Below are 13,605 nucleotides of genomic sequence, written 5' to 3'. Positions count from 1 at the left end.
CGGTTCGTTGTTCAGTGCCATGCACGGTTCACTCGTAACCTCCAGCTTGATTCGTGAAACCACCGAAAACGAAAGCCAAAACGCAGGCTACAAATTCGGACAAGAAGAAGAAACCTACAACATCGTTGCAGCCCACGGCTACTTCGGACGTTTGATTTTCCAATACGCATCCTTCAACAACAGCCGCAGCTTGCACTTCTTCTTGGCTCTATGGCCAGTAGTCGGCATCTGGTTTACCGCATTGGGCGTAAGCACCATGGCGTTCAACTTGAATGGTTTCAACTTCAACCAATCGATTTCTGATAGCCAAGGTCGTGTCGTACCATCTTGGGCAGACGTAATCAACCGCGCAAACTTGGGTATGGAAGTAATGCACGAGCGCAACGCTCACAACTTCCCACTCGATTTGGCTGCTGTTGATGTAGCACCAGTAGCAATGGCTGCTCCTGCTATCAACGGTTAATCTTCGAGATTATTATTATCGAAGTAAGTTAAGTAAAAAAGCCTCTCCTTGCGGAGAGGCTTTTTTATTGATGTAATGTAACTGCGTATCTACTCATTTCGATTAAAGAATGTTGTTCAAAAATTTAGTTATACCAAAACACAAAGAAGAGGATACAGATGATATCCCCCAATGAGGGAGGCAAATTCTGGTTGTCGGTACTCACCGAAATTCATAACCGTGGAGTCAAAGATATATTGATTGCCTGTGTTGATGGTTTGTCTGGGTTTCCTAAGGCACTTGAAACGGTGTTTCCCAAAATGCAGGTAAGGTTATTGTCCACATGGTCAGAAACTCAGTCGCTTTTATGCCTTGGCAACAACGCAAGCATGTTTGTGCCGACCTCAAGGCTATTTATGCTGCGGCAACGGAATCGGAGGTGGAGTTTAACCTTGAACTCTTTGCGGAGAAGTGGGACAAGCAATATCCATCAATCTCCAAGTCTTGGCGCAATCATTGGGCGAATATTATCCCCTTCTTTGCTTTCCCACCTGAGATTCGCAGGGCGATTTACACCACCAATGCGATTGAGTCAATGAATAGCAGTTTGCGGAAGGTGATTAAGTCTCAACAGATTTTTTCGACCGATGAGGCTTCTTTCAAGCTGGTTTATTTGGCGATGCGGAATATTTCTAAGAAATGGACAAGGCTCGATTCGTGATTGGAAACCCGCCCTCAATCGCTTTGCTATCCTCTTTGAGGATCGTCTCCACATCTAGCTCCTAGACTTTACACAATCTACTTGACAGTCTCCAAGAATCGTCTCTCTGAGATGACTAAATCTATCATTGCCTCTATTGTCGGTTGGGCTTCCATTCTTGATGCTCTATCTGTAGCCTCTCTTTTGTGATTTGGTATTAAACAGACTGAGACTCCCAACTTTCTCAATGCAAATCTCATGAATTAGCAGTGATGGCTTGATAAGTGTTGCAGTCATGATTTTTTGCCGACTTGTTTTAGTTAATGCGAAATTGTTGGCAGTCAAATTAGTATTCTAAACTCAACATAACAAGACTTTGAGCAAACTCTTGAAGCACTATGTTCCAGTCAGTGATGAACCAATACCTTGAAAGAAAGCCCATGATAGAAAGAAGTTGCTAATAAAGATCGCCAGTAGTGCGGTAACAACTGCGGTAGTAGTGGACTCACCCACACCCTTTGCGCCGCCTGTGGTGGTTAAGCCCCATGTTGTCCCGATCGCTGCAATTAAAACTCCAAAAATACTAGACTTGATTAGCGCCGCAATTAAATCCCAAGGCTTAAGCAAATTCTGCACAGAATTGAGAAACATGTTGTGAGGAATGGCGTACATGGCTTGAGATAAAAATAAGCCCCCCGCCATACCTGTTAAGAATCCTAAAATTGTGAGGATAGGTAGCATAAGCAAACAAGCGATCGCACGAGGAGTTGCTAGATAATCCACAGGATTTGTGCGTAGCATATAGAGCGCATCGATTTGCTCAGTTACTTGCATTGTGCCAATTTCGGCGGCAAATGCGGAACCCACACGACCTGCAATGATTACGGCTGTAAGTACAGGGATTAACTCACGGGCTAAGGCGATCGCCAAAATCCCACCGATTGCTTGTTGTGCACCAAAGTTAATAAATTCTCTTGCCACTTGGATTGTAAAGACAGCACCAACAAAGGAAGCCGTAATCAAAGTGATCAGCAGTGACTCTGTGCCAACTATCGACATTTGCTCAATCGTATTGCGCCAATGAAAGCGGCGATAGATCAGAACATGGGTGATGATTTGTCCGATCAGTAAACAACTTTGCCCAAGCTTAATTAGCCAACTGCCAAAATTTCCCATGTTTTCAATTTCCTATATCACCACTGACAAGCGATAAACAATTGTTATTTTTTTATCGTAGCCTTCGCAATTATAGCCATAGCTACTTGCATTATGAAAGATATAGCTGTCGCCGCATCAAAACCCAATAAGAGAATGGCGGCGCGAAGCGCCGCCATTCTCTTATACCAAAACACAAAATGGCATAGCCATTTTGTGTTTTTAAAACCCTTACTGGGTTTGTTTTTTAATTCACAGAAGTGTGGCAACACTTTTGTGAATTGGTATTATTGGGCGAAAAGATAAAAAGTGACGCAAAGCGTCGCCTCTTATCTTTTTGGTTTGAGCGCAAAGCTTTGTATGTTAGCTTTTGACAGGAAAAAGATGGAGCGTCCAGTTGCAAGGTTGTTGGAGATCGCCAAACCGACCGCTTGCCCAATACCAGAGCGTGAGTCGAGTCGGGAAAAATCCAATTACGAGAAAATGATCGTCTGGAGTTGTTGCACCATATCTAAGCCCATCAGTGGGTGTGACATCCCAATGCTTATCAGTATCCTTCACCAATAGATGAGAACGATAGTAGCTATCTTTGTATTGCAAAGGCAAAGCGAAGATAGCGTAAACATGATGCTCACCACGCCAAGGTTCGGCGACAACTTTGATGGGGTGAAATTTCAAACTATTGGATTTACTTAAGTTATCTGTCATTGTTGGACATAGGACAAGATTAGGCTCCGATGAAGTTGTTGGCGATGGGTCTTGGATAAACCAAGCAATCACTGTGAAAAGAGTTCCTATGGTTAAAGCGATAGCAACAATAAATAAGAATTTATGTTGAGAAGACCAATTTTTCATTCACAGGGTTCAAGGCGAGTTAATAGTAGAGCAATCTCATCGACATACTTTTGCAACTCCTTTGGTGGAAGATTGCTGTTATTAATGATGATACTGAAAATAACTTCGCGATAATTTTGAGGATTGGCATAGCCTGACAATACAATTGCGCCTGATAATGTACCAGTCTTGGCTTGAAGTAAACTTTGCGCTGAAGTATTTTTAAATCGATTGGTTAATGTGCCATCAACATTGGCGATCGCTAAGGATTGACGAAAATTGCGATCGCTAGCAACGGTTTGTAAGAGTTGAACAATCGCTTTTGGTGTAGTTAAACTGTGGCGTGATAATCCAGAGCCATCAGCTAAAGCAACTTGCGTGGCTGAAATATTCATGGACTGTAGGTATTTGTTAATGGCTAACATCCCTCCCTTCACACTGTCATCGGGACTAATCTCATGAAGGCGATCACCTAAAGCTCTTAGTAACAATTCAGCATAAAGATTGTTGCTGTCTTTGTTAGTGGTAATGATTAATTGAGAGATTGGTGGAGAGAGGTTAATCGCTAAATCTTTGGTGGGTGGGAGTTTTTTCGAGATGTTGGCAGTAATATCTGGTGCAATCTGAATACCTTGGGCAGTTAATTCTTGGCGCAGTAAAGCTAAGAAATTAGCTTCAGGATTAGGAATAGCAACGCCGCCGATTTCGGGTTTTGATTCTTCAGGAATTTGCCCAGTAATGATTAGTAGATTCTGACCATAGGGACGTTCAACTTTTAAACTATAGGGAGAATCTGCACTAGCTGTGGTTGCTTGATTTTGGACGCGCCAATCTTTAGCCAATTCAGGATTGTCCCATGTAAAGATTGCAGGTTTGCCAACTGCATCGGGACTAACAGTCCAATTTAGAGCGTTTTCATTAATTGTGAAAGGAGAGGCGATCGCCGCATAATAATGTTGCAGATCTGACCATTCCCAACTACCCGCAACTTCCGCACCTCTTCGGGATGTCAATGTCCAAATTCCACCATTGATCCGCTTTACACCTTTCTTTTTGAGTTGACTGACTAGTGATTTTAAGCCAGTCTCCGAGTTGAAACTAGGATCTCCTGTTCCAATTAGCCATAATCCGTTTTCTAGTTCGCCCTTGGCATTAGGCAAATTGTGCGACATCAAACGTGTGGCAAATTGATAATTTGCACCCAATGTTTTTAAAGCGATCGCCGTTACAAATAGTTTGGCATTTGAAGCTGGTATAAAATAACGATCGCCATCAAGATTGGCTAATATTTGAGGATTGGGTGCATTGGTTTGGATATATACACCCACTCGAGCCGCCTTTAATTTAGGCGATTGAGCAACTTTTTCTACTTCTTTTTGTAATTCGGCAGGACAAAGACGATTACTATTTGCCTGAGCAGGAACAGCCGTAATTAGAGAAATTACAACTAGAGTAATCTTTATAAATATTGTATTTCTCAATGGACAAACTGACTAGAACAAGAGTGACAAAAGATTAACATAAAAAACAATAAAAAACATGATTTAGTAGTACTAAATGGTTTGTGAGAGTGTGCAACGAAGTTGCACACTCTCACAAACCATAGGATTATCTAATTGTCTAAAATCCATAGATAAACTGTATGTTCACGATTGCCAACCTTAACTTTCTCAATTTGATTGGGAGGTAAATCGCCTAATTCATATTCATGGGAAACAACTCTTGTTCCTCTCTTTAATTTAGGCAAAATTTCAGAACGTACCCGTAGATTTGCCTGTGGTAGAAGGTAGAGCGTAATCACGCTAGCATCACCTAAATCGGCTTTAAAAAAATCTTGTTTAATAAATTTAATGCGATCGCGGATTTCTGGTGTTTGGGCGATCGCTGCTTTTGATTCTCGATCTGATTCTCTAATTAACTCAGGATCAATCTCAATCCCGATCGCCTTTGCGCCAAATTTCTGTGCAGCAGTAATCACAATTCGACCATCACCACTACCAAGATCATAAACAACGTCATTTTTGTTAACCTTTGCCATTTCCAGCATTTTCAGCACTACTTCTGGCGGTGTTTGTACATACGGAGCATCGGGAATCCGTTCTGGTTCAATATCTTTACTCGCTATGGGGGAAAGAGCTGGGAGTGGTTTACTTCCTAAGGGATTACTTGGCGATGATGAACTATTAATCATCAGAGAATTGCAAGCCAATAATGTTGATGAGGTGATGGCAGCAATCAAAATAAATCTCAAGATCAATCTAGGTAAAGTTGCCATATTTAGCTTTGTCCAAAACCCAATTTATGTAAAACTGCTTCCTGTGACTCTGGCTGTTGGCTATAGGCAAAACCCCAAGGCATTTGGATGGGTAATAGCGGCAACAATCGATCTAGTGAGTAGGGACTGCCATAGAGAACTACTGCTTGCAATTTATGCTCTAATATCAATTCTGTGACTAAAATTTGAATCTTTTCATGCAGATTGGTGTTACCTCGAAATGGATTACCCCGACTAAAGATTTGGATAAATATTTGAGAGAATTGGTCATACTTTAGATTTGCTAAGGTCAAGCTATCCGCCACAATTCGCTGATAGCCATCGTGCTTTGGTAATACCACCGCAGGCGATCGCGAGTTAAGAAATTCTTCGCAAGTTAGCGGATCATCAACAATAATTAAGTTCAGATAATTTGCTTCGATACGTTCTTGAATAGTACTAGATTGCAGATTTGCAATTGAGGAATAAACATTTATCGATTTTGTGGCGATGGACTTGGCAATTCCTAGATTCAGAGGATTACCTAATTTTTTGAGATTAGGAGGAATGCCACAAACCTTTTGTTTCGCTTTCCATATCCTTTGAACTGAGGCTCGAATTTGATCGCGATCTATTTCCTTTGATTCCACGGCTTCGCAGATTGCATGAATTGTGGCGATCGGATCGACAGGCATCAGTAAAATATCTACACCAGCCTTCACAGCTTGGACAGCGATCGCTTCAGGACTGTCCAAATTAGCCACACCTGACATAATTAGTGCATCAGTGGTTATCAGCCCCTCAAAACCTAACTCGTTCCGCAAAATTCCTGTAATAATATGGTGTGACAAGGTGGCAATATGATGGCGATCAAAGGCTGGCACTAGAATATGTGCGCTCATAATTGCGTCTACTCCCGCCGCGATCGCATTGATAAATGGCGGAAACTCGACATTCTCAAATCTCTGGCGATCGTGAGGAATCATCGGTGTTTGTAAATGCGAATCCACTGATGTATCGCCATGTCCTGGGAAATGCTTGGCAGTCGTCAACACAGGATATTGCTTGGCTCCTGCGATAAATCCGCGCGTCGCGCCCATCACTTCTCCGACCGTAATCCCAAAAGCCCGCACATTAATCACGGGATTGTCAGGATTATTATTGATGTCAACAATTGGCGCAAGCAACCAATTGATACCGATCGCTAAGGCTTCCTCCGCCGTAATTTTGCCCATCGCCTCAGCGTATTTCATCGAAACTGCTTGCAAAGCCATCGGTGGGGGGAACCATGTTGCACCACTAAATCTCTGTCCTACGCCCTCTTCAATATCTGCGGCAATCAGCAACGGAACCTTAGCCCATGACTGCATTTGCTGCGTTCTCAGGGCAATTTCTGGCGCACTGCCACCGAGTAAAATTACACCACCAACTCCATATTCACTGATCAGCGCTTGTAATTTTGAATTGTTCAACTCCCACTGCGGATACTGAATCTGATGGTCATAAAGCATTCCGCAGGTGCGAACCACCACCATTTGAGAAACTTGCTCAATGAGGCTAAGGCTGTCAATATCAGGCAAGTTGATTGGCAACATAATTAACTAAAATCAGGACTAAGCATGGACGATGCCAAGCATCGCCCATTACTAAAACTCTAGCGCAAAATCTTTGCGGGTCATTGGTTGAGGTACTTCTAAACCTTCACCGCCGATATATTTTAATGGTTTACCTTCAACGGACAAATAAACCTTGGCATCAGGCTCTAAAGTTGTGGCAGTGTATAAAACCTGAATGATCCTTCCCTGCATTGAGGCTGAGCCACCACCTTTCGTAAAGTCTTTAGATAAATTAATGCGAATTTCCTTGTTTTTTGACGTTGCACTTAAGACTTTCGTAGTTTCAGGAATAGCGGTGTAAAGTTCAGTTTCAGGAGGTTTTTCGGCAATCAACAGGTTAATCACTGAAGCGATCGCCTCATCGTTACTTTTGGCTTTAACGGCGATCGGTACGGCGATCAGTTTATTTTTACTAGACTCAATCCAATACACCGCTAACTCACCATCTACGGCTCTAGTTGCAGATGGTGATTGCGCCACTTGATTGATCGAAGTTGGGGCTGATGTTTTGGGATTAGGCTGATTATTAAAAGTGCCATGCACTAACACAGCCGCTCCCGAACCGCCGACAACTGCCGCAGCCACTAACCCAAACCAAGTACTTTTGCTTAAACTTGGAATTTTCATAATTTTGCTCCTCAACGCTAACTAAGTTTGTATGATTCTTGACGCAAACAAACACAAATTAGCTCCTTGATCTATTTTATAGCAGTTTTCAAATGAACGTATAGCAATATAAGTTTTGCTCAGGACATAAAACCCAAAAGATGAGTGGAGCTTCGCGCCGCCACTCATCTTTTGGGTTTTGATTTGTCCAAGCTATCTCTTGCGTTGCTATTGCTCATTTGAAAACTAAAAACTGGTGTTGCGTAGAAGGAATTCTTTCCATAGCCTAGGTTTGGGGCTTGCCTTGTGGTACAGCCCTACAGCAATCTAAATTTTGGGGTAGGGGAAACTATGGAGGGGTTGTCCTACCTCGATGGATTTGGTTTTTAATCCACAAAAGTGTTGTCACACTTTTGTGGATTGGTATAACCCATCTCAACAGGTTGTTTTTGTAGCTCCACATTCTACTAAATAAAAGCGGTAAACTTGGAAACTGTATTGATTACAATGATGAAACTACAATCTATTCCCTATAGCGCTATTGGTTATCTAATAGCTTTATTTTTAGGATACTTAGTTGGAGGCTATCTGCTTGCTGCTTACAATGTTAATCCATTCATCTTGATTGGAAATTATCTAATTACTTTGAGATTAGCTCAAACAGGAAGTTCCTCAATTAGTTTAGCGATCGCATGGCTTTCTATGTGGATCTGGGGAGCAGTATTTGTATGGGCAAAGCCATTAAGATTAGGAGAAATCAATGCTCAAACTGTTGCTTTACTACTGCTATCTTGCTGGATACTCGCCACTGGCATAATTTTTCTGTTAGCATTTGCTAAAGAAAGTATGTATAGATTAGGACTTAATAAACACAAATCCATTTACGGATTAACGATACTTACTTGGGGGGCAATGACATTTGGTTGGCATATATATCAATGGGCAAATAATTAGTACTTCCAAAACAACAAAATGAATCAATTTAATAAGAATTACACCGAGCGAGATGCAGATTACTACATGCATCAAATTCCTGTACAAATTTTAAAAAAATTAAATACAGCAGAAAGAGAGGATCTAAAATCAGTTATTCACACAGCCATACCTCGACCATCTCCTAAGTTAATTGATCTTAGATTTGCGATCGATCTTATTTTCACTCGCTACTTTGTTGTGCTAATGATTGGCAAAGACATGCGTAAACAACAAAGACCACACCAAGTTAGTGGTATTGCCAAAGTTGCGAATGTAATTACAGCAATTTTATTAATTATTGCGATGAGTCTACTTGTTAGCGCTGTCACAATTTTAATTCTCTATCTTATTAAGTCAGCTTTAGGTATAGACTTGTTTGCAGGACATATTACGAATGTTCTATTCAAGAATTAGCCGTTTTCAAGTTTAGTACCACATATCTTACAAAATTGTGCGTCAGCATCATGTAAAGATAATCCACAACCAGAGCAAACACAATCTTTAGTAATATCATTGACGCGATCGCCTTGATTAGCAGTTTGGACTAAACGCTTAAATAATTCTCCTAACTGCACAGGAATCAGCGCAATGCCAGTGAGTACCATTAACACCGTAGTCAGTTTACCTGCGTCAGATTTGGGCATGACATCGCTATAGCCAACGGTAGTCATGGTGAAAATAGAAAAATAAAAAGCATCAAGAAAATTATGAAACTTGGGATTGCTAGGATGTTCGATTTGGTAGACCAAACCTGAGAAGACAAACACGATCGCAAATAATGTAAAAAGTATCTTAAATAAGATCGCTATATCTTCATTCTTGTTCTCAAATAAAGACTTTGACTCTACCAAACGAATCAAGCGCAAAATCCGAAACCAGCGCAATAAACGAATAAAGGCTACATCACTCGCCCCAAAAAAGAATGGCAAAATCGCCACTAGATCGATAATTGCATAGAGACTAAATAGATGTTTGAGTTTCTGTTCAGCACAAATTAGCCTTAAAAAATATTCAAAGACAAATATACCGAGGATAACGTCATCTAATAAATTAAGTTGGTGACGGGTGATCTCGGATATTTCGTAGGTTTGGGCGACGAAACTTATCGCAGAGGCAATCACAAGCATTGCGATCGCAATATTGATTAGTTTGCCAATTGGTGTAGCAAGGTCATCAAGATAAAAGCTTATCTTCTGGCTAATTTTTTGTCCTAACATAACGAACTAATAATACCAATTTGCTACAGAAGAAGTAATACCAAAACACAAAATGGCTACACCATTTTGTGTTTTAAAACCTTTGCTGGGTTTGGTTTGTAATTGTACAAAAAAGATAAAGTTATGGCTTCACGCCGCCTTTATCTTTTTTGTTTTTAGAATGGAGACAGATCTACTTTAGTAGTGAAGATTGCGATATGATGCAGATATTGCTACACACGAAAAGGCAAAAGCCGAAAATGTAGAGGCGGCGCATAGCGCCGCCTCTACATTTTCGGCTTTTGTAACAGCTATAATCAAACATCTCCAGCCACAGATTAATTTAGGAAACCATGCTACTACAGGGACAAAAAATTACGCTCACCATCGACGATCTTGCTGATAGCGGCGATGGGGTGGGACGTTATGAAAATATCGCCATCTTTGTCCCTAATAGTGTTCCTGGCGATCGCATTACCGCAAAATTAGAATTTGTAAAAAAGAATTTTGCTCATGGGAGTATCGAAAAAATTCTTGCACCATCAAGCGATCGCGTTCGTCCGAGTTGCATCGTTGCCGATAAATGTGGTGGTTGTCAATGGCAAGCAGTTAGCTATCCTGCTCAATTAATAACCAAACAAAATATTGTCCAGCAAGCGTTACAGAGAATCGGTGGATTTAATCCCGAAGTTCTTGAAGAATTGCTTTCGCCCATTGTTGGTGCAGTCGATAGTTTGCATTATCGCAACAAAGTGACCTATCCCCTCGCCACTGGTCGAGATGGCAATCTGAAAGCAGGCTACTATCAAAAGGGAAGCCACAAAATTGTCAATCTCAATCAATGTCCTGCCCAAGATGAAAGGCTTGATCCGATGCTTGCCGAATTGAAAATGGATATTCACAACCAATGTTGGGAAATCTATGATGAGAAAACCCATACAGGACTGCTCCGCCATTTAGGACTTCGCATTGGCAGATCCACAGGTGAGATTCTGATTACTCTAGTAACAAGAGATTGGGATGTTCCTAACTTGGGAGTATTTGCTCAAACTTGGTTAGAACGCTATGACAAAGTAGTTGGTGTAATTCTCAATTGCAACCCTGATAAAACCAATGCCATTTTTGGCAAAGAAAGCCGTTGTATAGCTGGTAAAGATTATTTATTAGAGAAGTTTGCGGGTTTAACCTTCCGTTTGCGTGGCGATACTTTTTTTCAAGTCTATACCGAGCAAGCCGAAAGGATGCTAAAAATTATTGAAGAAGAACTTAATCTTGAAGGAACCGAAATTCTCTTAGATGCGTATGCAGGCATTGGCACGATCGCTTTGCCACTAGCCGAACAAGTCAAACAGGCAATCGCGATCGAAATCCAGCCGCAGGCAACGGCTCAAGGCAAACTCAACGCTGAACTTAATGGCATTGATAACGTGGTTTTCCATACTGGCAAGGTTGAGGAATTGATCAGTACGCTCAATCTCCAACCCGATATCGTAATCCTCGATCCTCCCCGCAAAGGTTGTGAACCAGAAGTAATTAACTTTCTGCGAGACAATCCTCCCGATCGCCTTGTCTATGTCAGTTGCAATCCTGCTACTCAAGCCAGAGATTTAAAATTATTGTGTGAAGGCGATCGCTACCAACTCACCCGCATTCAACCCATCGATTTCTTCCCACAAACCTCTCATGTTGAGGCGATCGCATTTCTTACAAAGTCGTAAATCAAAAAATACTTGCTGCGCTAGAATAAGCCAATGACTACTAGAAATCTAGAAAACATCACAATTCATCAATTCCGAGGTTTAAAAGAACTTGAGTTAAAAGAACTTGGACAGATTAATCTGCTTGTTGGTGTTAATAACTCAGGTAAAACTAGCGTTCTTGAAGCTTTATCAATTTATTGTGATGCTCTAAATTTGAGGAATTGGCTGACTATTGCAAGACAACGAGAAGACGTTTCTAGCTCTTCTCGTACGCCACCAATTGATGCACTAAGATGGTTGTTCAACAAAGAATTACCCCAAGTAGGCAATATTTTTATATCTGGCAATGGTGAATTCTCTGTCAGAAGCGTGAGAGCGGTATATGAAGATATTGAAGGTATATATTTTCTCGACAAAAGTCAAAGGAGGAGGCGAGCGGGTGCTAGATATGAACAAATTAATGATAACGAAGATGAAGATGAAACAATTAGCGACAATGAAGATACTCTAGAAGTAGCACGCAAAGGTCTTGACTTAAAGATAGAGATATATGACGGCAGATCAACACATTTGGATGGTATACATTCCAATATTACTGATAGTTATCAACTTTGGGAAAATGATTTTCTTTTATCTAGAAAACCCATAAACAGAGAAGTTAGCTTACCTATATCTGTTGTTACACCGACTTCACATCGTTCAAATATAGGTCAAATTAAGTTGCTCTCAGAGGCGAGCTTTCATAACTTTAAGTCTGACGTATTAGACTTGTTAAGTCAGATGGATCAAAATATTTCTGGTATAGATATCCTAGTACCCCCTGAATCCATATCCTTTCGTTTTAGTATTTACATTCAGCATAAAAAACTCGGACTTGTGCCAATTAGCTCTTTTGGCGATGGCGTTCGTCGGTTACTTCATATTGCCCTAAAACTTGCTAGTGTAAAAGGAGGTATCTTATTAATTGATGAACTCGAATCAACTATTCATACTGAAGCATTACAAAATTCTTTTCAGTGGTTGGTTAAATGGAGCAAACAAATGAATGTACAAATCTTTGCTACAACTCATAGCCTTGAAGCAGTTGATGCTTTATTAGCAGTAAATGAAAACGCATCAGATTTAGTACTTTATAGACTTGAGCCAAAAGAGACTCAAACAAAAGTTGTCAGACATGATTGGAGTAGATTGAAGCGTCTTAGAGAAGAATTAGGTCAGGAGGTTCGTTGGTGAATCGTCGCTATGTGTTAATAGGCGTTGAAGGCAATCACGATCAAGCTTTCTTAAAGAGGGTTTTGTATAAAATATTAGGCTTTACCGAGTGGAATCAAAAATCAGAACTAGATTCTCTGTGGCGTAAATTCATTCCTACATATCCTGCGAAAGGTAATTATTATGCAAGACTTGATATGCCTTCGATTTTATACAAAGATGATTTATCGATCGCTATTTATGTTGGGGAAGGTAGCAAATTAAGAGCAAACCTAATTGATAAGTTATCTAACCTTGATACTAACGATTTTTCAGCTTTTGCGATCGTTGCTGATGCAGACAACAAGACTCCTGACGAAATTTCTGAATACTATCGTGATGGACTTCAGGAATATTTTCCAAACTTTCCTAATCAAGCTGGTGCTGTGATTAAAGGTTCACCAAATTTAGGGATATATATACTACCCAATAATTCAGATAAGGGAGTATTAGATACATTGCTCTGTGAGTGTGGTGAGATTGCTTATCCAATTTATATGCAAAGAGCTAAAGACTATATTAATCAGTTCTCTGAGATAAAATGGAAGAGATTTGACAAAGACAAAGCAACCATAGCAACAGTGGTAAGTGTCCTTAAACCTGGTCAAGCAAATACCCCAAGCATTGCTGGTGATAAGTGGATTAATGACAATACTATGCAGCAGATTCCTACTATTAGATCCTTAGTAGATTTTTTGAGGGATTTGATAGAAATTTAGGTATGTAATTTGTAATCATCCCTATCAAATCACCTACATTCAACCGATCAAATTTTTCCTGCAAATATCCTATGTAGTGGCGATCGCCTTTCTTTCAAAGTCTTAAAAGCAATTACCAAGCAAACCCCTGAAACGACAGTTATCGAACTCACGTAAW

Annotated in this window: 12 protein-coding genes and 2 pseudogenes; 7 read left to right on the top strand and 7 right to left on the bottom strand. The window is 40.6% G+C overall.

The annotated features are described in order from the left end of the window. Window positions 1-463 (top strand): annotated as a pseudogene (locus B9G53_RS17230) (photosystem II q(b) protein); the annotation flags it as partial. Between the two features lie 161 nt (window positions 464-624). Beyond that, window positions 625-1,221: pseudogene (locus B9G53_RS28605) on the top strand (IS256 family transposase); the annotation flags it as partial. A gap of 317 nt (window positions 1,222-1,538) precedes the next feature. Here the strand turns inward: B9G53_RS28605 and B9G53_RS17215 are convergent. The 6 genes from B9G53_RS17215 to B9G53_RS17190 all read right to left on the bottom strand — a co-directional run bounded on the left by B9G53_RS17215 (window position 1,539) and on the right by B9G53_RS17190 (window position 7,628). Beyond that, window positions 1,539-2,318 carry an MlaE family lipid ABC transporter permease subunit gene (locus B9G53_RS17215; protein ID WP_094534476.1) on the bottom strand — a complete coding sequence of 260 codons (780 nt, stop codon included), beginning with the start codon at window positions 2,316-2,318 and terminating at the stop codon, window positions 1,539-1,541. A gap of 342 nt (window positions 2,319-2,660) precedes the next feature. Further along, window positions 2,661-3,152 (bottom strand): hypothetical protein, encoded by a 492-nt coding sequence (locus tag B9G53_RS17210; protein ID WP_094534474.1) that lies wholly within the window; start codon window positions 3,150-3,152, stop codon window positions 2,661-2,663. Then, on the bottom strand, window positions 3,149-4,612 hold the full coding sequence (dacB, locus tag B9G53_RS17205) for a D-alanyl-D-alanine carboxypeptidase/D-alanyl-D-alanine-endopeptidase (protein ID WP_094534472.1): 1,464 nt from the start codon (window positions 4,610-4,612) through the stop codon (window positions 3,149-3,151). The genes B9G53_RS17210 and dacB overlap by 4 nt, the downstream gene beginning before the upstream one ends. Before the next feature lie 131 nt (window positions 4,613-4,743). Then, window positions 4,744-5,406, bottom strand: a complete 663-nt coding sequence (locus B9G53_RS17200; RefSeq protein WP_094534470.1) for a methyltransferase domain-containing protein — start codon at window positions 5,404-5,406, stop codon at window positions 4,744-4,746. Between the two features lie 2 nt (window positions 5,407-5,408). Then, window positions 5,409-6,980 carry a glycoside hydrolase family 3 N-terminal domain-containing protein gene (locus B9G53_RS17195; protein ID WP_094534468.1) on the bottom strand — a complete coding sequence of 524 codons (1,572 nt, stop codon included), beginning with the start codon at window positions 6,978-6,980 and terminating at the stop codon, window positions 5,409-5,411. 51 nt (window positions 6,981-7,031) lie between these two features. After that, window positions 7,032-7,628: a GerMN domain-containing protein gene (locus tag B9G53_RS17190; protein ID WP_094534466.1), complete on the bottom strand. Its 597-nt coding sequence runs from the start codon at window positions 7,626-7,628 to the stop codon at window positions 7,032-7,034. A gap of 486 nt (window positions 7,629-8,114) precedes the next feature. Here B9G53_RS17190 and B9G53_RS17185 point away from each other — a divergent pair, with 486 nt between their 5' ends. Together B9G53_RS17185 and B9G53_RS17180 are read left to right on the top strand one after the other, a co-directional pair. After that, a complete protein-coding gene (locus B9G53_RS17185) occupies window positions 8,115-8,561 on the top strand; it encodes a hypothetical protein (RefSeq protein WP_141211809.1) in 447 nt (148 codons plus the stop codon). 18 nt (window positions 8,562-8,579) lie between these two features. Beyond that, window positions 8,580-8,996, top strand: a complete 417-nt coding sequence (locus tag B9G53_RS17180; protein WP_094534462.1) for a hypothetical protein — start codon at window positions 8,580-8,582, stop codon at window positions 8,994-8,996. Here the strand turns inward: B9G53_RS17180 and B9G53_RS17175 are convergent. Further along, window positions 8,993-9,799: an ion transporter gene (locus tag B9G53_RS17175; RefSeq protein ID WP_094534460.1), complete on the bottom strand. Its 807-nt coding sequence runs from the start codon at window positions 9,797-9,799 to the stop codon at window positions 8,993-8,995. The genes B9G53_RS17180 and B9G53_RS17175 overlap by 4 nt on opposite strands. Before the next feature lie 332 nt (window positions 9,800-10,131). Between B9G53_RS17175 and rlmD the strand changes: the two genes are divergently transcribed. From rlmD to B9G53_RS17160, 3 genes are read left to right on the top strand one after another with little or no spacing between them, the layout of a single operon-like run. Beyond that, entirely contained in the window at window positions 10,132-11,496 is a 1,365-nt protein-coding gene (rlmD, locus tag B9G53_RS17170; protein ID WP_094534458.1) for a 23S rRNA (uracil(1939)-C(5))-methyltransferase RlmD, read from the top strand. Between the two features lie 33 nt (window positions 11,497-11,529). Then, on the top strand, window positions 11,530-12,711 hold the full coding sequence (locus B9G53_RS17165) for an ATP/GTP-binding protein (RefSeq protein WP_094534456.1): 1,182 nt from the start codon (window positions 11,530-11,532) through the stop codon (window positions 12,709-12,711). Next, window positions 12,708-13,448: a DUF3226 domain-containing protein gene (locus B9G53_RS17160; RefSeq protein ID WP_094534454.1), complete on the top strand. Its 741-nt coding sequence runs from the start codon at window positions 12,708-12,710 to the stop codon at window positions 13,446-13,448. The genes B9G53_RS17165 and B9G53_RS17160 overlap by 4 nt, the downstream gene beginning before the upstream one ends. Window positions 13,449-13,605 lie beyond the last annotated feature (157 nt).

The organism is Pseudanabaena sp. SR411, assembly GCF_002251945.1.
Classification (GTDB): domain Bacteria; phylum Cyanobacteriota; class Cyanobacteriia; order Pseudanabaenales; family Pseudanabaenaceae; genus Pseudanabaena.
This window is presented reverse-complemented; position numbering and strand designations above follow the sequence as displayed.